General features: G+C 38.0%; 20 protein-coding genes. 18 read left to right on the top strand and 2 right to left on the bottom strand.

Features of this window, described 5'->3' with window-relative positions; all coding sequences use genetic code 11:
• Positions 1 to 2: 2 nt before the first annotated feature.
• The 11 genes from ACMZOO_RS13115 (at position 3) to ACMZOO_RS13165 (ending at position 10,805) form a co-directional block, all read left to right on the top strand.
• Entirely contained in the window at positions 3 to 683 is a 681-nt protein-coding gene (locus tag ACMZOO_RS13115) for a sulfotransferase family 2 domain-containing protein (RefSeq protein ID WP_440903786.1), read from the top strand.
• Positions 680 to 1,867 (top strand): hypothetical protein, encoded by a 1,188-nt coding sequence (locus ACMZOO_RS13120; protein WP_440903787.1) that lies wholly within the window; start codon positions 680 to 682, stop codon positions 1,865 to 1,867. Before ACMZOO_RS13115 ends, ACMZOO_RS13120 begins: the two co-directional genes overlap by 4 nt.
• Positions 1,827 to 2,891 carry a hypothetical protein gene (locus ACMZOO_RS13125; RefSeq protein ID WP_440903788.1) on the top strand — a complete coding sequence of 355 codons (1,065 nt, stop codon included), beginning with the start codon at positions 1,827 to 1,829 and terminating at the stop codon, positions 2,889 to 2,891. The genes ACMZOO_RS13120 and ACMZOO_RS13125 overlap by 41 nt, the downstream gene beginning before the upstream one ends.
• On the top strand, positions 2,888 to 3,940 hold the full coding sequence (locus ACMZOO_RS13130) for a glycosyltransferase (protein WP_440903789.1): 1,053 nt from the start codon (positions 2,888 to 2,890) through the stop codon (positions 3,938 to 3,940). The genes ACMZOO_RS13125 and ACMZOO_RS13130 overlap by 4 nt, the downstream gene beginning before the upstream one ends.
• On the top strand, positions 3,941 to 5,122 hold the full coding sequence (locus ACMZOO_RS13135; protein ID WP_440903790.1) for a glycosyltransferase: 1,182 nt from the start codon (positions 3,941 to 3,943) through the stop codon (positions 5,120 to 5,122).
• A gap of 63 nt (positions 5,123 to 5,185) precedes the next feature.
• Positions 5,186 to 6,334 (top strand): acyltransferase family protein, encoded by a 1,149-nt coding sequence (locus ACMZOO_RS13140; RefSeq protein WP_440903791.1) that lies wholly within the window; start codon positions 5,186 to 5,188, stop codon positions 6,332 to 6,334.
• Between the two features lie 91 nt (positions 6,335 to 6,425).
• Positions 6,426 to 7,223 (top strand): 3-deoxy-8-phosphooctulonate synthase, encoded by a 798-nt coding sequence (kdsA, locus tag ACMZOO_RS13145; protein WP_440903792.1) that lies wholly within the window; start codon positions 6,426 to 6,428, stop codon positions 7,221 to 7,223.
• A 1-nt stretch (position 7,224) separates the two neighbouring features.
• Positions 7,225 to 7,767 (top strand): KdsC family phosphatase, encoded by a 543-nt coding sequence (locus ACMZOO_RS13150; RefSeq protein WP_440903793.1) that lies wholly within the window; start codon positions 7,225 to 7,227, stop codon positions 7,765 to 7,767.
• Between the two features lies 1 nt (position 7,768).
• Entirely contained in the window at positions 7,769 to 8,518 is a 750-nt protein-coding gene (gene kdsB, locus ACMZOO_RS13155; RefSeq protein WP_440903794.1) for a 3-deoxy-manno-octulosonate cytidylyltransferase, read from the top strand.
• Positions 8,518 to 9,450, top strand: a complete 933-nt coding sequence (locus ACMZOO_RS13160; protein ID WP_440903795.1) for a KpsF/GutQ family sugar-phosphate isomerase — start codon at positions 8,518 to 8,520, stop codon at positions 9,448 to 9,450. The genes kdsB and ACMZOO_RS13160 overlap by 1 nt, the downstream gene beginning before the upstream one ends.
• A 32-nt stretch (positions 9,451 to 9,482) precedes the next feature.
• On the top strand, positions 9,483 to 10,805 hold the full coding sequence (locus ACMZOO_RS13165; RefSeq protein WP_440903796.1) for an oligosaccharide flippase family protein: 1,323 nt from the start codon (positions 9,483 to 9,485) through the stop codon (positions 10,803 to 10,805).
• A gap of 170 nt (positions 10,806 to 10,975) precedes the next feature.
• Here the strand turns inward: ACMZOO_RS13165 and ACMZOO_RS13170 are convergent, their stop codons facing one another.
• On the bottom strand, positions 10,976 to 12,961 hold the full coding sequence (locus ACMZOO_RS13170; RefSeq protein WP_440903797.1) for a hypothetical protein: 1,986 nt from the start codon (positions 12,959 to 12,961) through the stop codon (positions 10,976 to 10,978).
• Positions 12,962 to 13,741: 780 nt separating this feature from the next.
• Here ACMZOO_RS13170 and ACMZOO_RS13175 point away from each other — a divergent pair.
• From ACMZOO_RS13175 to ACMZOO_RS13185, 3 genes are all read left to right on the top strand, one after another.
• On the top strand, positions 13,742 to 15,127 hold the full coding sequence (locus ACMZOO_RS13175) for an undecaprenyl-phosphate glucose phosphotransferase (RefSeq protein WP_440903798.1): 1,386 nt from the start codon (positions 13,742 to 13,744) through the stop codon (positions 15,125 to 15,127).
• A 61-nt stretch (positions 15,128 to 15,188) separates the two neighbouring features.
• Positions 15,189 to 17,306 carry a YjbH domain-containing protein gene (locus ACMZOO_RS13180; protein ID WP_440903799.1) on the top strand — a complete coding sequence of 706 codons (2,118 nt, stop codon included), beginning with the start codon at positions 15,189 to 15,191 and terminating at the stop codon, positions 17,304 to 17,306.
• Between the two features lie 37 nt (positions 17,307 to 17,343).
• Positions 17,344 to 18,759, top strand: a complete 1,416-nt coding sequence (locus tag ACMZOO_RS13185; RefSeq protein WP_440903800.1) for a phosphomannomutase — start codon at positions 17,344 to 17,346, stop codon at positions 18,757 to 18,759.
• A 16-nt stretch (positions 18,760 to 18,775) separates the two neighbouring features.
• Here ACMZOO_RS13185 and ACMZOO_RS13190 read toward each other — a convergent pair whose 3' ends face one another.
• On the bottom strand, positions 18,776 to 19,369 hold the full coding sequence (locus ACMZOO_RS13190) for a Uma2 family endonuclease (RefSeq protein WP_440903801.1): 594 nt from the start codon (positions 19,367 to 19,369) through the stop codon (positions 18,776 to 18,778).
• Between the two features lie 138 nt (positions 19,370 to 19,507).
• On the opposite strand from ACMZOO_RS13190, the gene ACMZOO_RS13195 reads away from it, so the two are divergent.
• The 4 genes from ACMZOO_RS13195 (at position 19,508) to ACMZOO_RS13210 (ending at position 22,254) form a co-directional block, all read left to right on the top strand.
• Positions 19,508 to 19,729 carry a TA system antitoxin ParD family protein gene (locus ACMZOO_RS13195; protein WP_440903802.1) on the top strand — a complete coding sequence of 74 codons (222 nt, stop codon included), beginning with the start codon at positions 19,508 to 19,510 and terminating at the stop codon, positions 19,727 to 19,729.
• Complete coding sequence (locus tag ACMZOO_RS13200) at positions 19,716 to 20,006, top strand: type II toxin-antitoxin system RelE/ParE family toxin (RefSeq protein ID WP_440903803.1); 291 nt, start codon at positions 19,716 to 19,718, stop codon at positions 20,004 to 20,006. The genes ACMZOO_RS13195 and ACMZOO_RS13200 overlap by 14 nt, the downstream gene beginning before the upstream one ends.
• A 24-nt stretch (positions 20,007 to 20,030) precedes the next feature.
• Positions 20,031 to 21,443, top strand: a complete 1,413-nt coding sequence (locus tag ACMZOO_RS13205) for an MBL fold metallo-hydrolase RNA specificity domain-containing protein (RefSeq protein ID WP_440903804.1) — start codon at positions 20,031 to 20,033, stop codon at positions 21,441 to 21,443.
• 106 nt (positions 21,444 to 21,549) lie between these two features.
• Entirely contained in the window at positions 21,550 to 22,254 is a 705-nt protein-coding gene (locus ACMZOO_RS13210; protein WP_440903805.1) for a nucleoside-binding protein, read from the top strand.
• Positions 22,255 to 22,795 lie beyond the last annotated feature (541 nt).

The following is a 22,795-nucleotide window of genomic DNA, read 5'->3' on the forward strand; positions in this document are numbered from 1 at the left end:
CTATGAAACAGGCAATATCTGCAATAGCTAAGAGTTTAATCACTTATCCAGAGAGGAGAGCATTAAGCCGCTTTGTATATGGGAAATCAAAAAGGACATGCATCTATAAACCGTTTGTGTTAGACAAAGACTACATATTTATTCATATCCCAAAAGCTGCTGGAAAAAGTGTTGCTTTAGCTGTTTATGGGGATGATAAGCCTGGACATTATTCGGTGAAAGACTATTTATATTATGACCAGAAACACTTCGAAGAAAGTTTTATTTTTGCATTTGTCAGGCACCCTATTGATAGGTTCTTGTCTGCTTACTCCTTTCTGAAACAAGGGGGAACAAGTCACGGAGATCAATGCTTTTCTGAAAGCGTGATGTCTAAGTATGTTGATGTAAATCATTTTATAGAAGATTGGGTTGACTCAAGAAACATTAATAAAAAGGAGCATTTCGTTCCTCAAGCTTATTATTTGAAGGATAATAAAGGCAAAGTGAGAGCTGATTTTATTGGAAAATTTGAATCAATTGAACAAGACTTTTTCAATTTAATGAATAAATTGAGGTTAGATACACAGCTCTCTCATTCAAACAGGACAAAACAAAAAACTGAGCTGCAGGTTGATGAAAGCAATATTGAGAAACTAAAGCGCGTTTATAGAGAAGACTTTGAATTATTCGGTTATGAGTGATGATTGCTTATAGGCTCCAGCCAGTTATTATCTTTTTGTATCTAGTGCCAATATTTTTTGCGAATGTTGATTTTGGTGCAAAGGGTGAGTTTTTTCTTAGGAGTCATTTGATCTTTTACCCGTTATTAATTGTTATTTTACTCCAAAAGAATGTTTTACCATTAAAAAAGGTAACGTTAATTATTAGCTTGTTGCTAGTAATTCTGTTGATATATTTAGGTGATACGTTCCTCAATCGCCCCTATTATTTGGCATCTAGTTTTGCTTCAACATTACTATTTTTTACATATGTTATTGTGACTTACTTTTTCTTTTTATTTGTAAAAAAATATGATTGCCTCCAACAGTTTTACGATTTGTTTTATCGCTTTATCAAAGTGTCTTTAATCTTAGTGATTGCTTCATGGGGGATCCACTTTTCATCTGGCATATATGTATTAGCAGACGATGGATACGGTTTGTTTCGGCCTCATGCTCTTCTATCTGAACCCTCTGCGTTGTCTTTATTCGTGTCTTGGTTTTTTATACGTAGCATACGTGACAAAAGGCCTGTAGATTTATTGATTGCGTTAACTTGTATGTCACTTAGTGGTTCTTTGATCTTAATTATAGTGACTTTTTCTACTTTTCTTTTTTATTTATCTCTTTCATTAAGTGCGTCTAGAAGATTAGTTTTGTATATCGCTATTCTAGCTATAGTACATTTTGTTGTTCAGGCTATATTGGATTATTCCAGAATCGGGGTTGACTATCTTGATGACCCGTTGATCAAGCTAAAAGCCGCACTCGAAGCGATTGTATATTTGGGAAGTGAAGGATATAACCCAAGATTAAACACTGTTTTAGACTTATTTAGGTTTATGCTCGAAAACAATAGGCTTTATTTGGGGATGGGGCCTTTAAGTGATACTTATCTACCTTTTAGTTCGATTGCTGGTAGTGCGTCTTCACTATTGTTTATGCTTATTTTTAACTTTGGGATATTAGTCGGTAGTGTGATTATAGTCATTTTATTATATAACCTTCTTAAGCTCCCAGATAAAAGTGACTCCAGTGTACTTTTCATATGTTGTGTTATTACGACTTCTTTGAACTCTGCCCAAGGGATGCTCGTTTACCAAATAATGTTGTTGGTTATGCTATATGCAAAAAACAAAGAAAATACTTTTTTTAGACCCTTTTGAGGAAGTGATTAAAATAGTTGATGTGTCAAGTTTAGATGAATTTGATTTAGTATATTCGGGTCAACTTTTATTAAGAGACAGCGAATTAACATCGTTTGACGTTGTTATCTGCATCAACACTATTAATCTAGTTAATCAATATTTAATGTTAGAGCAAATGCTTGCTGGGAAGTTAACTATTGTTATAAAAGATGGCTTATACGACTGGACTAATGCCTATTATAACCCCAAACATCTTCAGAGAGGTTTGGCTCTATATGATCCCATTCCTGCAAGGGTTATACTGGGGCTCAATGATGGAAGTCAAGAGTTTCTTGAATATCAAAACCCCGGTATTAAATACTTTTCATATATACCTAATAGGATGGAAAAAAGTTTGACGAGTAGAGTGAAAAGAAAAGGTGTTAGTTCGAGTGTTCTATTAATTACAACGGCAAACGCCCCATATTTTAATAATGATGAAAAACGGGAATTAGTAAAGTTAATCAATTCAGTAATTTCACAAGCTGAAAACGTATTTGACGTAGTAGTTCTTAGGATATTTGATGAAGACCTTATGGCACAAATTAATGGCGAAGGACTTCGGAACGACACGAGTTCAAACTTTAATGATTTGATGTCTAAAGTCGACTTTTTAGTCACGACCCCAAGCTCTGTATCGATTGAAGCTATGGCTTATGGCGTTCCCGTTGCACACTTTGATTATCGAAGCTCTCCTATACTGTATCAATCAGCTTGGAGGATTACAGCGAGCGTATCTATCAGAGATACGCTATTGTCTATGCTAAATCATGAGCCAGAGCGCATGGAGTTCCAGAATTTTGTAATTCGAAAAATTCAAAAGGATCCAAAAACACTTAAAGAAATATTGAATAGTAGAATAGAGCCTATGGCCACTGGGTATACGGGTTATTACAGTTCGTTGAGAGAGCAGGCTGCTTCAAGGGTGTTGAACTCTAGATGGAATTTTAATTTATACCTATTTATGAAAAAAATTATTAGAATTGTAGGAACATTCAAATGAAATTAATAGTCCTATCAAGCGCTGAATCAGTCCACACAATAAGGTGGTGTAACGCATTGTCAAAACGAGGTATCCGCATATTGCTAGTATCTCAACACACCCTAATATCGGGATTATCTTCAGATGTAAGCTTTCATCAACTTAAATATAAAGGCTCTAAAGGGTACTTTCTAAATACTTTTGAATTTAGGAAACTGGTCAAGCAGGAAAGCCCGGACATCATCCATGCACATTACGCAAGCGGCTATGGTACTCTTGCTGCTAATAGTGGTTTTGAGTACTTACTTTCGGTTTGGGGGAGTGATGTATATGACTTTCCAAATAATAAGTTTACTAAATATTTGCTTGGACGCTCTTTAAAGAAAGCTAGCCGTATTTTTTCAACCAGTCATTGTATGAAAAAACAAACGTCTAATTTTTTCAATGGCGAAATTCATGTGATTCCGTTTGGTGTCGATTTGGTTAAGTTTAGGCCCGAGATGCAAAAAGGGCACAAAGAATCAGTTAGATTGGGTGTGGTAAAGGTTCTGGATCACAAATATGGCATTGATAATTTGATCGAAGCTTTTGCGCTATTAACTCAAGTAGAATATAGTGATATAACCCTCGACATAGTTGGTGATGGGCCTAAGTATGACGAATTAGTTAATCTCGCTAAAGCACTTGGTGTATATCAAAAAATTAATTTTGTTGGTTGGGTAGACAACGATACCTTACCAAGTATTATAAATTCTTTTGATATTTTTGTTGTGCCTTCAAGGTTAGATAGTGAAAGTTTTGGTGTTGTTGCCGTTGAAGCTGGAGCTTGTGCTGTCCCATGTGTTGTATCGAATGTAGGTGGGCTGCCGGAAGTTGTAGTTGATGGTGTCACTGGGTTGGTTGCTAGAAAAGAAGACCCTAGCGATTTAGCTGACAAAATAAAGACTCTGGTTGCAGACAAAGCTCTTCGGAATAACCTAGGAAACAACGCTAGAAAACGAGTCGTGGATAACTATGATTGGGACCAAAATGTAGAAAGTATGATCTCTCATTATAAGGAGTTTGTTTAGATGAGATTGATTTTTGAGCTAGTTGCAGTGATATCGTTTTTAATCTTGTTCTACGTTTATATCGCATACCCTTGCGTACTGTATATAGTAAAAAAACTAAGCAGTTTGGGTGATAAAGAAATTGCTTCGGACAATATTTTTGAAAAAAAAACCGTCACAATTGTAATCCCAGCGCATAACGAAGAAGCTGTTATTGCACAGAAACTAGAAAACCATCTTAGTTTAGACTATCCAAAAGAGTTAACTTCTATCATTGTGTTAAATGATACTTCGAATGATGCAACTGGCCAAATCGCAACTGAATATGCAAAAAAATTTCCTGGACTAATTAGTGTATTTGATGTGAAGGACGGCAAGGGTAAAACCAACGCGATTAATCAGTTAATGCCAACAATACGCACAGACATTACTGTATTTTCTGATGCCAACGTAATGCTTGACGATAAAGCGCTTATGAACATAGTTAAAGCATTAGCCGCCAGCAATGTTGGTGGGGTCGCTGGGCAGCTTACTTATGTCAATAGTTTCGAGCCAGGTGCTGCGTATTCGAATGGGTTGTACTGGCGGTATGAAGAGAGTATTAAGAAACTTGAATCTGATACTGGTTCGATGATGGGAGCCGATGGTTCTATTTTTGCAATAAAAACTAATTACTACAGGCAGCTCGATATCAATGTTTTGGATGATTTTTCGACTTCAGTCGGGGTTATTTGCCAGAATCAGAGGTTAATTTTCTCAACGGAAATCAAAGCTTATGAAAAGGGCGCTGAAAGGGGGGACGAAGAGTTTTACAGAAAGATAAGAATTAGCAATAGATCCTTCAACACATTTAGAAATATGAAAAAGGAGATAGTTGCAACGTTCTCTTATTTCGATTTGATAAAGCTTTATTCACACAAGGTTTTACGTTGGTATTCATTTGTACCTATGTTTTGTTTTTTAATATCAAGTGCATATCTATCATTTTACTCTGATGTAATATTAACTCTCACAGTTTTCCAAATTTTTGCTTACGTATATAGTTATATTATAACAAAAAATATATTAGACAATAAATTTGGAAAAATAGGTAATATCGTCGTCTATTTCATTGCTGTTAATTTTGCAGCATTTTTAGGCTGGTATTTGTCAATTACTGGGAAAAAAATAACAACTTGGAAAAAAGCAGAGTCCACACGTTAAATTAGCTTCAGAAAATTTTAGTTATTTAGACGTAAGAAATGCTTTAAACATAATAGGGTTAACATGCAAAACAATGATCTACTCTCAAATCTTGCTAAGTCTAGGGATAATAATTTTAACTTAATACGCTTTTTGGCTGCTTTTATGGTTTTAATCAGTCATAGTTACTTTTTGATGTCTGGTCCCGGGAATAGCATTTCATTGCTACAGGAATTAGTCGGTAAATCTTGGGGAGCGGTAGGGGTTGATGTCTTTTTTGTTACTAGTGGTTTTCTTATTGCTGGTAGTTTTTTTAGAAATGACAGTGTAATTTCATTTATATGGGCACGTGTTTTAAGGATTTTCCCTGCTTTAATCATTTCTGTATTATTTTGTGTGTTTATCATCGGACCTATTTTTTCTGAATTAGGGTTCGTCGAATATATGAAAAGTAATGAAGTATTGGAATTTATTTTAAGGAATTGTACATTAGTTTTCGGGGTTAAAAGAGAGTTGCCAGGTGTTTTTTCAGATCTTCCTGTGGAAAATGTCGTAAATGGTTCATTATGGACTTTACCTTACGAAATATGGATGTACATACTTTTAGGTATATTTGGGTTCGTGACTATTACAATATCTAAATTATTAAAGTTGGATGCACGAGGAGTGCTGTTTGCCTTAGCGACGCTTTTTGTCACATCTGTACTGATACTTAATTATTCCTACCCTGATTTTTTTATTTCACATATTGGTTTGTCTCTTGGCTCTGGCGATGGTTTTTTGCGATTTTTACAATTGTTTTTTGCTGGAGCTACGTTTTATGTTTTAAAGGAGAAAGTAAAACTCAAGCTTGAGTGGTGTTTTCTAATTCTAATATTGTTAGTTTTACTCACCGTGGTAAACAAAAGTGTGTTTTTGTTATGTTATCATATAACTCTGGCTTATATTGTATTATGTGTGGCGTATTTGCCAAAAGGGTATATCTTAAATTTTAATAAATTGGGTGATTATTCATATGGAATTTATATTTATGCATTTCCTGTACAGCAGGCAATAGTATCTGTTTTTCAACCTCAAAGTATAATGACGATGATAATCCTATCTAGTTTTGTGACATTTATTTTTGCCTTTGCTTCATGGAATTACATTGAAAAAAATGCATTGAAGCTAAAAGGGTTTTTGCGTGTGAAAAAAAATAAAAAGCCTAACCCTACAAACGCTTTGGAATACTAATAGGCTTTTTGTAGTCGCTATTATAATAGGTCAGTTAATTTATTGTTAGTGAATCAAGTCGTTAATAAAATTAAAGTTTGAGGTAGTTTTGATGTTTTTAATTGCAGGCCCATGTGTTATCGAATCAGAAGAATTGATTTTTGAAGTTGCAGGCCATATGAAAGAATTAACCCAAAAACTGGGTATGGAATATATTTTTAAATCTAGCTTTGACAAAGCGAACCGCAGCTCTACTGGTAGTTTTCGTGGTCCGGGCATGGAGAAGGGCTTAGAGATTTTAGCGAAAGTTAAAAAAGAATTAGGTTTACGTGTTTTAACGGATGTCCACGAAGATACACCAATTGATGAAGTTGCCAGTGTGGTCGACGTTTTGCAAACCCCTGCATTTTTAGTGCGCCAAACCAATTTTATTCAAAAAGTAGCGCGAGCGGGTAAGCCGGTCAATATTAAAAAAGGCCAGTTCCAGGCTCCATGGGATATGCAACAAGTCGTCAACAAATGCCATGAGGTCGGAAATAAAGATATCTGGCTATGTGATCGTGGTACCTCGTTTGGTTACAATACATTAGTCTCCGACATGCGTGGTTTACCGGTAATGAGAAGTACAGGTTGCAAGGTGGTTTTCGATGCAACTCATTCAGTGCAGCAACCAGGTGGTCTGGGAACAACTTCTGGTGGCCAGCGAGAAATGGTTCCAGTACTAGCGAGAGCTGCTGTTGCAGTAGGTGTTGATGGTGTATTTATGGAAACGCATCCTAATCCGTCAGTTGCATTAAGTGATGGTCCAAATATGATCCCGTTAAAACATATGGAAGAAATGCTGGAAACTTTACTTGAGTTAGACCAAATCGCACATAAGCGCCCGTTTTTAGAATCTAAATTGGGTTAATATGCAAAATATTGAACTTGTTCTATTTGATGTAGATGGCGTAATGACTGATGGCGGTATCTACATTGATTCATCTGGCGAAGCCTTTAAAAAATTTAATGTAAAAGACGGATTAGCTATTGAGTTGCTAAGAAGTCATGGTATTAAAACTGGCGTGGTATCTGGCAAGGCCAGTGCGGCACTAAATAAAAGATGCGAAGGTTTAGGTTTTGATTATGTGATCACTGGCTGTAAAAATAAATTACCTCGGGTTAAACAAATTTGCAATGAGCTTAATATTAGTTTGCAGCAGATAGCCTTTGTTGGTGATGATGTTCTGGATATACCTGTTATGCGTCTTTGTGGTGCAAGTTTTGCTCCGGTGGACGCGCATGAGCTGGTAATAGAAACAGCTGGCGTTATCACAAAAGCAAAAGGTGGACAGGGTGTGGTACGTGAAGTCGCCGACAAAATTTTGATAGCCAAACATGGCACATTAACAGCTGTCTATGAAGTGTTGTTAAACAAAATTTCCGCAGACGATGTTAATTCATTAGAACAATAAAATGAGCCAATTAAATATTAAAGTGGTTATTCCAGCCCGTTATGGTTCGAGCCGTTTGCCGGCTAAGCCTCTTTTGGAAATTAATGAAAAACCTTTATTCTGGCATGTTGTTCAACGCGTTTTGGAAGCCGGAATTCTTATTGACGATATTTTGGTTGCAACTGATGATGAACGTATCCTGCTTAAAGCTAAAGAGTTAGATGTGCCTGTCGTCATGACATCAACTTCACATATAAGTGGCACAGACCGTATTAATGAAGTTGCAAGATTACAGAACTGGACTGATGATACTTTGGTGGTCAATGTACAGGGTGATGAGCCTCTTTTACCACCTGATTTAGTTAAGGGGTTAACGACATTTGCGGTTGAAAATAACCATTTTGATATAGTGACAGCGGTAACGCCCATTAATTCGCTGGATGATTTCCATAATCCAAATGTTGTGAAAGCTGTGGTTACAGAAATAGAGCAAGCGCTTTATTTTACCCGGAGTCCAGCGCCTTTAAACCGTGACGAGCCAATGGATTACAGTTTGGCGTTGAGGCATATTGGTATTTATTTATACAAAGTCAGTGTACTTTCCCGTGTCTGTGAATTTCCTGAATCTTTATTGGAAAAAAGCGAAAAATTAGAACAGTTAAGAGCTTTGAGCAATAACCTGACTATAGGTGTAATGCGTTATCTTGGTGATTTACCTCATGGCGTGGATACCCAAGAAGATTATCTCGCTTTAAAGAGGCTTATGAAATAATGACCGGTGCATTGAAAACAGCCAAAAGAGTTATTGATATTGAAATAGCGGCATTGGCAGCTGTTTCAGAAAAACTAGATGAGCAGTTTATTCATGCGATTGAACTCATTTTTAAGACTAAGGGTAGAGTCATCATTTGTGGTATGGGTAAATCGGGTATTATTGGAAAAAAAATCGCTGCTTCGCTAGCGAGCACTGGTACTCCTAGTTTTTTTATGCACCCAGGTGAAGCGTTTCATGGTGACTTAGGAATGGTTACTAAAGACGACCTATTTTTAGCAATTTCTAACTCTGGCGAAACTGAAGAGGTTATTAAACTAATACCTTTTTTGAAAGACAATAAAAATACTATTATTGCTTTGACAGGAAAACCAGAATCGACGCTTGCGAAGAACTCTAATTGCCACATTAACATCGGTGTACCCAAAGAAGCATGCCCTTTACAGTTAGCTCCAACCTCCTCGACTACCGCAACTTTAGTTATTGGCGATGCATTGACTGTTGCGTTAATGGAAATAAACAAATTTCAGCCAGAGAGTTTTGCGAGGTTCCACCCAGGAGGGAATTTAGGACGCCGTTTAGTCCGCAGCGTAGAGTCAGAAATGATCTCAGAAAACTTGCCTATTGTTAAAGAATTTACCCCAATGTCAGAGGTGATAAATGTTATGTCAAAAGGCTCAATGGGTTTAGCTATTGTTGAATGTGACAATAAGATTAAGTCAGTTATTACAGACGGTGACTTAAGACGTGCTATAGAGAGGTACAGCAAAGACTTGTTTGACATGAAGGCTAGTGATATAGCTGTTGGGTATCCTGTAACTGTAGCGCCAACGATGTTGATGGGAGAAGCTTTTGATTTAATGGAGTTAAAAAAAATAAAAAGCCTAGTTGTATGTGAACGCGGTAAAATTGTAGGTATTTTACAGAAATAATTGGTGTTTATGCCAAGCTTTTTTAATAACTTATGTTTAAAAAAATATACGAGTTAATTACTCATCCAGAGCACCGGCACACAGTCTTTCACTCTATCCTTGCTCTGAGTATTAGGGTGATGGGCGCTGGAATGTCATTTGCGTTCAATCTTGTTGTAGCTAGGCAGCTAGGTGCAGAAAAGGCTGGAATATTTTTTTTAGCTTTGGCAATTGCTATAGTGCTTTCGGCTATTGCTCGATTGGGTTTTGATAACACTGTACTAAGATTTACTGCAGCTAATTCTCAAAACGGTAAAACAGTTAAATCTATACTGCACTTCACACTTCGATTCAGTGTTCCATTTGCTACGTTAATTGCGGTCTTAACTTTTTACAATGCTCCTTTTATAGCAGGAGTAATATTTAAAAAAAACCTTTTAGAAAACGTATTGCAGTATATATCTCCCGCCATAGTTGGGTTTGCTATTGTAAGCCAACTAGCAATGAGTTTGCAGGCGCGACATAAGATTTTTTACAGCATACCATGTCAAAATATTGCTCATTTTTTTCTGTGCGGCGCAATTATTTTCGCTTTTCAAACAAAATCTCCAGAAAGTATTGCTCTTTACCTAAGTTTGTCTTTGGGAGTGTCATCAAGTTTTTTTTATTGGGTGAGTTTAAAAGGAATAAATTCTAATGGTAGTCCTCTAAATTCTAATGGTAGTCCTCTAAATTCGAATGATATTTGGTCGAGTGCAAGGCCAAACTGGTTTACTACGATCATGAGTCAAACAGTTCAATGGTGTGCGCCTATTATAATTGGTTTAATCTTGGCCTCGGAACAAGTTGCTTACTTCAGTGTGGCTCAGCGTATTGCATTATTAACTAGTTTTATCTTAATGGCCGTAAATCTGGTTGTAGCTCCTAAATTTGCAAAGTATAGAGCAAATGGTGACGATCTAAGCATCAAAAAAACCGCACTTTTTTCCGTTAAATTGTTAATATTGAGCGCATGCCCGGTTGTTCTTTTTATGCTCTTGTTTCCCAAATTATTAATGGGGTTGTTTGGTAAGGAATTTGAGCAAGGAGCTGTGCTACTACAGATTTTAGTATTGGGTCAAGCAGTTAATGTTATAACCGGTTCAGTAGGTGTTTTACTACAGATGACTGGTTACGAGAAAGATATGCGACTGGTTACAATGGTTAGCGGTTTTGGAGTTTTGGCATCGGTCCCATTTTTCACTAAGCTATATGGACCCATTGGGGCCGCTTCGTCAATGGCTTTTTTTATAAGTTTACAAAACTTGCTTGCTGTGTATTTTGTTAAGAAGCGGTTAGGGTTTAATACCCTTGCTTTCTGGAGGCGTGTAACTTAATTCAACATTCCGGAACACTTTGCCGACGGATACCTAAGCCCTGGCGCTAGCCGTTGTGCTAAGTGTACCAGTAAGTACGCTATTTTCTTGTATGAATGGTGAGAAAATTATGCAGTTTTAAGACATTGAATGTCAGGATACCAGTTGATTAGGAGCGTACCTACTATGAATCAATAGTTTTCACGTACGATAACTGATATACGCGTATTTGTTCCCATCGAGCTAGAAGAGGGGGCAATACTAATTTTGTATTTTCCATCTTCAGCAATACTTCTATTGGGGTTGTTGGTTATGATTTTAAAACCCGACGCTGAACCGCTTGGAATGGTATGAACAACTTTTAAACTGGAATCCATTGCTCCTGTTTCGTCAAAGGTTTCAATTCTAACTGCCACGTCAGTTGTTAATGTATCGCCTTCAAGTTCAATAATAAATTCGCGTATTTCAGTATGATCTCTGACGTATTTATCTGCGATTGAAGTTTTACCCGATGGATATAAATTAACCATACCGTCACTAGATAGTACATCTCGCGTAAATACCACTTGTTCAGCAGTTTCACCTATGAGTGTTTTTTTAGAAATGGCGCCAGATTCGTTTGCAACTTGGATTAATTGCGCAAAACCACCATTGCTACTGTTGTATTTGTGAATGCTTGCGACTTTAGCTTTGCCTGTAAAACCAGAAGCGCAAGCCACCAAACCAATGAGACCAATAGAGCCTGAGTCTTCATCTGTGCCCATTTGGTTAAAAAACGATGTTCCCTCAACTTTAATGCTGCCTGCACCATCTACACGGAATATATGACGGCCAACACTGGTTGACGCCGGAATATTTGTGTCTCCTGTCCAACTTTCAATCCCTTTTCTGAAAGTTTGAATGTTTGAACCTTCACCAATTTTTAAGTTGGAGTTGTACAGCGCTGAATGGGTATTAACAAATTCAAAAGCCCCCTGCATCGAACCATCAAATTGAGTACCTTTAATAATTCTTGCAGCTGCGACTTCTGCCCCAGTGATAGATACACCACGGCAGTAATCAGCTTGAATGAATGTAGTGTCGTTTGCTGCATTTTTTCTACAGTATCCGTTGGGTGATAGTAAGCTAAAGGATGCATTGGTTTCTCCGTTGGGTGTGCCTATGCCATTATTTTCTTCAATTGAAAAATAGAACATAGTTGAGGCATCTTGTGATCCGTCTGACGCGTTTGACAATGCTCTACAATGTATAAGCGTTGCGCCAAATGCTGCCTGATTAATATTGAAACCACGGACAGTATAATTTCTGACACGAATATTAGCTAAAAATGAATACTTAATTCCGTCAAATTGATTACCGTTATGTCGCACGTCAACACCAGTTGAAAAGCCGCCAGCATCCACTTCAAAATCGGCATACACTTTTCTATCTGGGTGTAAGATTAAATAGGCATTGTCTGCACCTTTAAGAAATTTAACGCTATCTCCTCCGGCAAAACTGCGTGCAAAGTTAACGCTTGAATTAAATAAATATGTTTTGTTATTTTCAGATGTGCATTTATTTAATATAAACCCAGCATTAATAGCTATTGTATCGTCAACAATTCCGTTGCCAATCGCCCCTAATTGACTAAACAAAGTTTTTTCATCCAAAACTAAGCAAGCCCATAATCCTGAGTTGTCAATTTCTGAACATGCAACTCCCTCCAGTCCAGCGTATAGGCTTTGATCTTTTTCAGCCGTCGTCAGTAATTTATATTTTGCCGAGCCCACTTTAGACGTCGTATTATGAACAATCGTTCTAAAACGAACATCATTTGACTTTAGCGTTTGTAAATCAGCTTGAGAAAGCTTTCGACCATCAGATGAAATAGCAGTAGATAAGCTAGAAAAAGTTTGAAACTCTATTGTGTTTTTTAATAAAACGTCCGATAAACTAACACCGCGGTTACCAATTAGAGCTGCGCCTTTGGTTTCATCCGTTTTGTTGGTTAAATCACCCACTGAGTTATTGGCATCAAATTTTACGTTATGCGCACCACCGTTCGAGCTAAGTATAGTCAGTGCATCAGAGTTATTACCGAAGGGATTCAGTTGTTTATTTTGCGTGTAAGTTGCACCTGAACCTGCCGCTGCGGACAAAGCACTAATTATTAAATCTCGCCTGTTTATAGCCAATGGGATAGCTCCTTTGGTTACTTGCTACCATTAGTTTAATTTATTTTTGGTTCGGATTTCGCCTGAATATTTCCAAACTGACGGTTTGTTCTACTAATGAGGCCTATGAATATAAATTGCCGCTTTCGTTCCCAGGGGGCTGTGCTACGCGGTGCCACAAAACTGCCTGACCTTGCATCTGTGTGGACGACAACAATGCATAATTGTAATGTTATCTTCGCCTGCATTGATTATTGGACAGTAAATCAAGGAGCTTTAACCATATTCTACTGCGATATATCACCATTAGTAGATAAATTTTCAATAGCTTATATACACCGTCACAGTTGTATAACTTCTATTTGTTGGTTTTGTCATTTCTGGTTTCAATAATTGGGTTATATTTCATTATTAAAGTGTCTGGTTTAATTAACATAGACCACCTGTGATTGTTTGACTTAATGATGTAAACCAGATTGCGACATCAACTAGCTATTTCTTGGAGTGTAAAAGTTAGGCGTGGTTTAGCCGATGTATACGTAAAAAATTAAACTAATTGCTTTTTAATCTTTCCTAGTATGGCCGCTTCATTTTCATTTAGCAGGTTGTAATTATGTATTTATATATTAATAGACTGTATCAAGAAGTTAGTTGAAAGTTTTTTTTTAATTTTTCAATTCGGGTGATACGTTTAACCTCTCAAAAAAATAAAAATTATTGATTTTAGTAATTAAATTTCCACTAAATTACGCTTAGAATATTGCCAAAGTTAATGATTGGCAGTTCAACTGAGGTTTTTGTATGGGATATAATAAGGGTTTGCATGGGTACCAGTCTGCACTAATTCGGATTCACCAAATTAGTGATTGGATTTCTATAGCTCTTGCTGCTTATTTGGCTTCTTATTATGTGACAGGGCAGTTTTCTTTATCAGCTTCTACCACCGCCACAGGTCTAATAATGCTTTTGTTTGCAGTATTTCTTTTTCGGCCTATTGGCATGTATCGGCCATGGCGTGGAGAAAAGAAATCACGCGAATTGGCTACTATGTTAGTTGCGTGGTCTACAGTTTTTATCTTGGGGGTTGTGGCGAGTTATGCTATTGGTTTGCTTGCCGCAAAAGATAGAGAGTTACTAATTTGTTGGTTTGTTATTGGTTCAGTTGCATGTTCTATTAATCGCTTAGTTGTTCGTATTGCCCTAAACTGGGTACGTGAGCGTGGCTATAATATAAAAGAAATTATTATCGTTGGTGACGACGAAATTACCCAAGCCGTCATTCGACGTATCAGGCAGAGTAAGTGGACAGGTTACCGAGTGATTGGATATTTTGGTGATGATGATCTAGATATGCCAGTCAAACGCCTTGGTAGCTATAATGATCTAAAAGAATATATGGAAGCACACCCAGGTATCGCAGAGCAAGTTTGGATTGCCCTACCTTTGTCTGATGCTCTAGTTGTGCAAGAAATTGCGGCTCAGTTAGAGTTAACTACAGTTGATATTCGTTATATTCCAGGGTTTGACGGATTTAACCTAATTAATCACTCTGTTAGTATGGTTTCTGGTATGCCAGTCGTGAACCTTAGTTCTAGCCCTATGTATGGCTTCAATCGTATTATTAAAGCGGTTGAAGACAGAGTGTTGGCGTTTATGATTTTGCTTATGATATCACCTATAATGCTTGCTTTGGCTATAGGGGTTAAGTTGTCGTCACCAGGGCCTATATTTTATCGTCAAGAGCGTGTAGGTTGGAATGGTAACCCTTTTTATATGCTTAAGTTTCGTTCCATGCCCGTAAATACCGAGGTGAATGGTGTACAATGGGGTAATGCAAAAAGTAAAGCTAATACTCGGTTCGGTAAATTTATTCGAGCTACCAGTCTAGATGAGCTACCACAGTTTATTAATGTGTTACTAGGCGATATGTCTATTGTCGGCCCTCGCCCAGAACGTACTGTTTTTGTTGAAGAGTTTAAAACTCAAATTCCAGGTTATATGAAAAAACATATGGTTAAGGCTGGAATAACTGGTTGGGCGCAAATTAATGGGTGGCGCGGTGATACAGATTTAAATAAACGGATTGAATGCGATCTAGAATATATTGAGAACTGGTCTTTGGTTTTAGATCTCAAGATTATATTTTTAACCTTGTTCAAAGGCTTTGTACATAAAAACGCAGCTTGATATAAATTAAATAATTAAAACTAAGGGAGCTCTGCTCCCTTTTTTCTGTTTAGGGAATACAATGAAACTTAAATTCAAATTATTGGTGAGTACGGTACTATTTAGTTCAGTTTTCTCTTATGTTCACGCAAATGAACCAAATGTAACACCAAGCTTTCAGGGATATGCAGGATATTATAATGTGCCAACAGCTTACTCTGTTGACGATGGAGATTTTGGTTTTAGTTATAGCACTTTCACTGAATTAGAAACCTTGAAGCCTGGAAGAAAAATTCAACAAACACCTAACTTCCAGTTTATTGTTAACCTATGGAATACTGTAGAAATCAGTGCTAGGAATGCTGCGTATACTGAAAAAACTAGCCACGGATCGGATTTATCTGCAAATATTAAATTCATATTCCCTTACATTCCTGATGATTGGTTTAAGCTAGCTGTTGGTTGGCAAGATGTTGGTGGTGAAGTTAGTTTTTTTGGAAGTAAATATATTGCGCTTTCCAAACATATAGAAGCCCTCAATCTTGAAGCAACTATTGGTGCAGCTTCAAGTGACTCTTTTTATGGTAGAAATGATGGCCCGTTTGCAGGGGTAAAATGGAGCCCTGTTCCTTGGGCTAGTTTATTGCTTGAACATGATGGGGGTAGTACAAATTACGGGGTAGAAATTAATAAAAAATTTGATCTGTTAGGTAGCAACTATCAAGTTTTTGCCAAGACTATGCTCGGTGCTAGTAACTCAGAATTACAAGACAATAGCTATTTTAATGTAGGTTTTAAGAGTAATTTATACCAAGGCCGCCACGAAGTTACGCCAGCTCAAATTAGTGAGTTTTCTCCGAAATCTAATCTTGAGCAAACGGCCAATAATGAAAACTTGATCAATATTTTATCGGTTGCGTTGGCGCGCAAGGGGTTTGATCAGTATCGAATTGGTTCGATTGGTTCAATGCTTGTAGTGGAAGTCGAGAATAACGCTTATTCTGGTAATCATATCGATACTTTTTCTGTTGTGTTGGCTCTTATAACTAGTTATGTCGATAGAGAGTTTGATAGCTTTGCTGTAAATATTAAACAAGCGGATATTGTTATTGATACAGTCAGCGGCAGTATTGAAGATTACAGAGCATTTTTACGGGGTGGAGAGTTAAAAATTGCTGGTAGGCTTAATTCCGAAAGTCAGATCGCATGGTATGACGAAGCTAGGTCATTTTTCTTGAAGCCAAAATTTACCTTATACCCACATTTGAGCACCACAGTTGGTAGCGATGCCGGAATGTTCGACTACTCTTTAGCTTTAGCAACCCATGTCGAATTACCAATTCCTGTTTGGCCTGGATTGACCGCCACTGCCTTTCATTTAACACAATTAACTGAAAGTTCAGACTTTCGTGATGGTAAGTGGTATGCAAATTTTAGGCAAAAGTCAGGTATTCATAATGTTACTTTGAACCAAGCAATTTCACTCCCATATAACACAAATGCGTTGTTGACTTATGGTACCTTTGCGCAAAATTATACTGTAAGCAGTGCGGAGATCGGGTGGCAAACCGAGAATGGGAGACATCAGTTTTTTCTTTACAGTGGGAGCTATAAGTATAAAGGGCAAAAAGAATTCGGATATGATAGGAGTTGTGTGTCTGATCCAACGAAGCTTTTGTCTGATTGTTATGGTGTATTGCCGCAATATGCGGATAAAAAGGTCAATTTAGCAAAGTACCGTTATTATTCTCCATTGTTAAACACCAGTTTTTATGCGAAGTATGGAACATTTTGGTCAAATGACAAAGGCCTGCATTTACTAGTGAGCCGGTATTTCGACGACTTTGAGATTAACCTTTCATTTAAAGCGACAAAGCCTGATGGTGAAGTTGATGCTTTTTCTGGCGGGTATGAATACAAAAGTACTTATACTAAGATGTTAGGTCTTGGCTTTACTATGAATTTTGGACCGCGAAAAGATTTTAATTCTAGATATGTGAATATTAGGAGCCGAGCAGATTGGAGCTATTCGGTGCATACTTTGGTCGGTGAAGATGCCAATTACTTAACATTTGGTATAGCTGACGAGGCGCGCACTTTTTACCATTTAGATAACCACTTTAATAACTTTGGCCGCAAAGGCACAAGTTATTTACAGCGCCATCAAGACAGGTTGCGTGCAGCGTACTTTGAGCTTTAAGTTTGCTTTAAACAGTTTTTAGGATAAAGGTTTAACAATGTTAGTTACTTCAAGTGTTATTAAAAATTCGGGTGTTCAGTTTGGCACTAGTGGTGCGCGCGGTTTAGTGGTTGATTTTACCCCAAGTGTTTGTGCTGCTTTTGCTATTGCTTTTGCTAAGGTGGCGCAACAAAATTTTAGTTTTTCTACTATTGCCATTGCTATTGATAACCGCCCAAGTAGTTATGCTATGGCGCAAGCTTGTGCGCAGGGTTTGCAACAGTTGGGTATAAATTCTGTTTATTATGGTGTGGTGCCAACACCGGCCTTGGCTTATAAAGCGATGCAAGATAATGTGCCTGCTATTATGGTTACTGGTAGCCATATTCCGTTTGATCGCAACGGCTTAAAATTTTATCGCCCGGATGGCGAAATTTCTAAAGCAGATGAGTTGGCTATTTTAGCTGAACAAGCTGAATTTACCGCGTTAGATGATAGTTTGGATTTAGCTGAGTTAGCTGTAGATGATGCTGCTAAAACAGCTTATATCGAGCGTTATACTTCTTTATATCCTGCTGATGCACTGGCTGGTAAGAGCATTGGTATTTACGAGCATTCAAGTGCTGGTCGGGATATTTATCGACAAATTTTTGAGGCTTTGGGCGCACAGGTAACTAGCTTAGAGCGCAGTAATGAGTTTGTTGCTATTGATACAGAGGCGGTTTCGGCTGAAGATCAAGCAAAAGCGCAAGCTTGGAGCAAAGAGTATGGTTTTGATGCGATATTTTCTACCGATGGTGATGGTGATCGCCCGTTAATTGCTGATGAAAACGGTAATTGGTTACGTGGTGATATTTTAGGTTTGTTGTGTAGTAAAGCACTTAATATTGAAGCTTTAGCTGTGCCTGTAAGTTGTAATACGGCTATTGAGCAGTCTGCTTTATTTACTAAGGTTGTACGCACTAAAATTGGTTCACCGTATGTTATTGCTGAGTTTTCGGCGCTGTCGGGCGATTTTAAGGCGGTTGCTGGTTTTGAGGCCAACGGTGGTTATTTGTTAGGTAGCGATGTTTTGGTTGAAGGCAAAAGTTTAAAAGCTTTGCCAACACGTGATGCGTTATTGCCTGCGTTTGCTTTGTTAACTCAAAAGGCTACGTTAGCTGAGCAGTTAAAAACTTTACCACCACGTTTTACCGTAAGTGATAGGTTGAAAGATTTTGCAACTGAAAAGAGTAAAGCTTTAATTGCCGAGTTAACTACTCAACCTGAAAAAGTAGCTACTCAGCTGGGTTTTGCGGCTGTGAATAATGTGAATACTACTGATGGTTTGCGTATTACCATGAATAATGGTGACGTTGTGCATTTTAGGCCATCAGGTAATGCGCCTGAGTTGCGTTGTTATGTTGAATCTGCATCAAATCAAGCTGCGCAGCAGTTGTTAACTAAAGCGTTAGGATTTTTGTTAGAGCTTTAGGTTTTTTACCTAAAGCTCATTTGCTATTGCCCTGTTTTTGGGCGATAAATTCATTCATGTCTTCGTTATTTACTCGTGAGTATATTTCTTCTACTGCGAGTGCTAGGTCTATTGATTCAAAGTGAATTTCATCGCCTAAAAAGTAATGAGTTGGCCGCCACTGGTCGCTTTTACGAAATACCGCTACATCCACATAGTCTTGTTCAATTATTACGTATTCGACTAGCGTTGGAATGTTTATGTATTCCATGCGTTTTATTTGTTCGTCTATTTTTCGGGTTGATTTTGAGATTACTTCAACTGCGATAACTGGTGTTGTTGTGTAGTACGGGGTTGTTTCATCAACGCTACAATCTACCAATGCATCTGGGTAATAAAAGTTATCTCGCACTCTTATTTTCATGTCTGAACCAAACGGTTCGCATGGTGAGTTTTTGAGGCGATATCTAAATTCTGACAGGATATTAAGTGATATACGCTCGTGGTTTTTGCTTGCCCCCGCCATTGCATATACGTGGCCGTTAACCAGTTCGTGTTTGGTGTCACTTATTAACTCACCATTTAAGTATTCTTCTACTGTTATGTTTTGTTGTTTTGTGGCGGTAGACATTGTTGAATCCTTAATTGTTTGTGCTGGATGTAGTTTACTATTAATTTGTAGTTTGAGTCGATATTAATGGTGATGCAAATTGCATCAATGTTTTATGGGTGCTACACTTTTAAAGATTAGAATGATTGTGAGGTTTGTATGGCTACTTTAAGCGTTCGATTGGATGAAGAGTTTGTTGAAAGAGCTAGTATTATGGCTAAGGCTTTAAGTCGTTCGACTTCTAAACAAGTGGAGCACTGGGCTAAAATTGGTGAAATTATGGAAGACAACCCAGATTTGCCTTACGAGTTTGTTAAGCAAGCTTTAATTGCTAAAGCAGAAAAAGAGGCTGGCAAGCTTGAGGCATATGAGTTTGACTAAAATTACCCAAGTTCTACAAACATCTAGTTTTAAAAAAGCAGTAAAAAAGTTAAAGGGTAACCAGAAATCTGATTTGGACAAGGCTGTTAGAGCTTTGATTAATGACCCCAAGTTAGGTGAAGTAAAAAAAGGCGATTTAGCGTTTTTACGCGTATATAAATTTAAAATGGTTAAGCAGCTAACATTACTTGGTTATAGTTATCAAGATGGCACTGTTATTTTAGAGTTAATTGCGTTGGGCTCGCATGAGAACTTTTATCGAGATTTAAAACGCTAATTTATCAACTTAACAAGGATTGTTATGAACATTTCTAAAAATATTTCTGCAGTCGTTTCTTTGCCTGTTATTTCCCACCACGGTGCGGTAGACGGTGTTACTGGGTCTTGCCATAGGTTAACTATAAAGCCAAATTTTAGTTTACTAATTGATTGTGGATCGTTTCAAGGGGCGGAAACTTCTGGTAAGGCGGATGCCAATTCGCCGCATATCGATTTTGAAATTGATTCGGTGGCTGCGCTTATTGTTACTCATTGTCATATTGATCATGTTGGGCGTATTCCGTGGTTGGTGGCGGCGGGTTTTCGTAAACCTATTTATTGCACGCCTGCAACCGCGCATTTGTTACCTTTGGTGCTGGAAGATGCAATTAAGCTTGGCATTACCAAAGATAAGCGTTTGGTTGAGTCGTTTTTAAAGGTGATTAAGTCGCTTATTGTGCCGGTTGAGTATAAAACTTGGTTTAGTTTAACACCTAGTTCTAATGGTGAGAGGGTTAAGTTTAAATTTCAGCCTGCAGGACATATTTTAGGCTCTGCCTATGTAGAGATTGATTGCCATAAACATAGGTTTGTATTTTCTGGCGATTTGGGCGCGCCCTATACACCTTTGTTACCTTCACCCAAAGCGCCATACAAAGCGGATACTTTGGTGATAGAAAGTACTTATGGTGATAAAAATCATATTGGCCGTAAGCAGCGGCGCGCACAGCTAAAAAGTGTGGTGGAGCGTTGTTTAGAAAACAATGGCGCTGTGTTAATTCCAGCTTTTAGTATTGGCCGCACGCAGGAGTTGTTGTATGAAATTGAGGATATTATTTACCGCTCGGCTAATAACTCCACTTGGCAAGATTTAACTATTATTTTAGACAGTCCTATGGCGGCAGATTTTACGGCGCATTATAAAAAGTTGTCGGCCTTGTGGGATAAAGAAGCTAAGCGTAAGTTAAAGCAGGGTCGGCATCCGCTCGATTTTGATAATTTGTATACTATTGATGATCACCAGCAGCATTTAGATGCTATTGAGTATATTCGCCGTAATGGTTCGCCTTGTATTGTTATTGCCGCTAGCGGTATGTGCTCTGGCGGGCGTATTATGAATTATTTGCAGGCGTTGTTGCCCGACTCGCGCACCGATGTTGTGTTTGTGGGTTATCAAGCTAAGGGGACGCCGGGGCGGGATATTCAAAAATATGGCCCGCGTGGTGGTTATGTTGTGTTGGATGGTCAGCGGGTTGATATTAAAGCAGGTGTGTTTACTTTGTCGGGTTATAGCGCCCATGCTGATCAGTCTGATTTAATTAATTTTGTGAAACGCATGCGGCATAAACCTGGGCATATTAAAATTGTTCATGGGGATGACGAGGCTAAAGTGGCGTTGCAGGCTAAATATCAAGCATTGTTGCCTGAGTGTTTTGTGGAAATTGCTAGATCATAACTATTGCAACCATCTCTCAAGACTCTTTTATTGTTTGCCCGTACAATGTTTGAAAAAGTGACCTAAACTTAATTTAATAATTCTTATTAAATTGGATCATGTTTCTATGCGCTTTGTATTTTCCATTCTAGTTTTGTTCGGCGGTTTTAATCTTCACGCCAAAATGTTGTGGTCGGATGCAAGTTTTACTTATTTAAATGGCAGTAATTACCAAGTGGGGGATAACAAGCGCGAGGTTTATACCTTTGAGCATGCGGCTAAAACTACTTGGGGTGATAGCTTTTTGTTTATTGAGCAGTTGCAAAGTAATAATGGCGATAAACAAATTTATGGTGAGATAAGCCCTAGATTTGAGTTGTTACAGTTGGAAAATAGTATTGCTAAAAGTTTGTTTGTTGCGACTACTGTGGAGTTTAGCCAGCAGCATTTGCATGATGGTTCTAGCCGTGAATTTGCTCATTATTTGTTGGGCTTAGGCACTAAGTTTACCCCTGAATATTTTTCTTTTGTTAATTTGAATTTGTACAAGCGTTTTAATGATTCTGGTGATAGTAATTACCAACTTACTCTTGCGTGGGCGTTGCCGTTCGATAATTGGTTGTATGATGGTTTTATAGATTATGCGAGTGCGGTTTCGGGTAAGTCGCCAACTATGAATTTTACTTCGCAGCTTAAGTATAATTTAGCTTCTTTGTTGTCGCTTGATACTAAGGTGTTTGTGGGGGTGGAGTATGTGTTTTGGAATGATAAGTTTGGCATTGATGGGGTGAATGAGCGTAATGCGAATTTGCTTGTTAAGGTGCATTTTTGAAAATTTGCTCCTGGATTTGTGGCAGGGAAGGTCGAGTCGGTTGCGATGTATTTCTCAAAAACGCTGCGAGTTAGTGCACTATGTGGAAATTACTAGAGCATAACTATCGCAAAAACGCTGTGAATACTTCCTTGTACGCTTCGCTTTTTCATCCATGAAAAAGAGATTTTGCTCTAAGTTATTGCTCCAGCACTTTCCTGGCTTTTATATCGTTTTTGGTTCATATACTGTCTTCTAGCTGTAACAAATATGCTTGATAAAAGCGTACTCGAAGACGACGCATTACTTGAGGACTGTGACTAGATTTACCAAAGCAGAACGTCGTTTTCAGGGGCGAACCAGAACCGAAGCACCGCTTCGCAGTCTGGTGAGGTGGAGTCAAGGATGACGACAGGGCCTGCCTTTCAGGGATGAATAGTCTACGCCATTCTTTGAATAGGGCAGAACAGCGGTTCTGTGTGGTAAATGTAATCATAGGCCGATTATATTGCAGGGACTGGCGAACAGCGTTTTTAGAAAATCATGCTTCGAGTATGCTTGT

The organism is Catenovulum sp. SX2, from assembly GCF_052056295.1.
Classification (GTDB): Bacteria; Pseudomonadota; Gammaproteobacteria; order Enterobacterales; family Alteromonadaceae; genus Catenovulum.

Excerpts from the sequence above, each read along its gene's own strand:
- ACMZOO_RS13210 (WP_440903805.1), top strand. The coding sequence starts at position 21,550 with ATGCGCTTTGTATTTTCCATTCTAGTTTTGTTCGGCGGTTTTAATCTT.
- ACMZOO_RS13175 (WP_440903798.1), top strand. The coding sequence starts at position 13,742 with ATGGGATATAATAAGGGTTTGCATGGGTACCAGTCTGCACTAATTCGG.
- ACMZOO_RS13150 (WP_440903793.1), top strand. The coding sequence starts at position 7,225 with ATGCAAAATATTGAACTTGTTCTATTTGATGTAGATGGCGTAATGACT.
- ACMZOO_RS13130 (WP_440903789.1), top strand. The coding sequence starts at position 2,888 with ATGAAATTAATAGTCCTATCAAGCGCTGAATCAGTCCACACAATAAGG.
- ACMZOO_RS13165 (WP_440903796.1), top strand. The coding sequence starts at position 9,483 with ATGTTTAAAAAAATATACGAGTTAATTACTCATCCAGAGCACCGGCAC.
- ACMZOO_RS13135 (WP_440903790.1), top strand. The coding sequence starts at position 3,941 with ATGAGATTGATTTTTGAGCTAGTTGCAGTGATATCGTTTTTAATCTTG.
- ACMZOO_RS13125 (WP_440903788.1), top strand. The coding sequence starts at position 1,827 with ATGCAAAAAACAAAGAAAATACTTTTTTTAGACCCTTTTGAGGAAGTG.
- ACMZOO_RS13185 (WP_440903800.1), top strand. The coding sequence starts at position 17,344 with ATGTTAGTTACTTCAAGTGTTATTAAAAATTCGGGTGTTCAGTTTGGC.
- ACMZOO_RS13190 (WP_440903801.1), bottom strand. The coding sequence starts at position 19,369 with ATGTCTACCGCCACAAAACAACAAAACATAACAGTAGAAGAATACTTA.
- ACMZOO_RS13140 (WP_440903791.1), top strand. The coding sequence starts at position 5,186 with ATGCAAAACAATGATCTACTCTCAAATCTTGCTAAGTCTAGGGATAAT.
- ACMZOO_RS13205 (WP_440903804.1), top strand. The coding sequence starts at position 20,031 with ATGAACATTTCTAAAAATATTTCTGCAGTCGTTTCTTTGCCTGTTATT.
- ACMZOO_RS13160 (WP_440903795.1), top strand. The coding sequence starts at position 8,518 with ATGACCGGTGCATTGAAAACAGCCAAAAGAGTTATTGATATTGAAATA.
- ACMZOO_RS13115 (WP_440903786.1), top strand. The coding sequence starts at position 3 with ATGAAACAGGCAATATCTGCAATAGCTAAGAGTTTAATCACTTATCCA.
- kdsA (WP_440903792.1), top strand. The coding sequence starts at position 6,426 with ATGTTTTTAATTGCAGGCCCATGTGTTATCGAATCAGAAGAATTGATT.
- ACMZOO_RS13180 (WP_440903799.1), top strand. The coding sequence starts at position 15,189 with ATGAAACTTAAATTCAAATTATTGGTGAGTACGGTACTATTTAGTTCA.
- kdsB (WP_440903794.1), top strand. The coding sequence starts at position 7,769 with ATGAGCCAATTAAATATTAAAGTGGTTATTCCAGCCCGTTATGGTTCG.
- ACMZOO_RS13200 (WP_440903803.1), top strand. The coding sequence starts at position 19,716 with ATGAGTTTGACTAAAATTACCCAAGTTCTACAAACATCTAGTTTTAAA.
- ACMZOO_RS13195 (WP_440903802.1), top strand. The coding sequence starts at position 19,508 with ATGGCTACTTTAAGCGTTCGATTGGATGAAGAGTTTGTTGAAAGAGCT.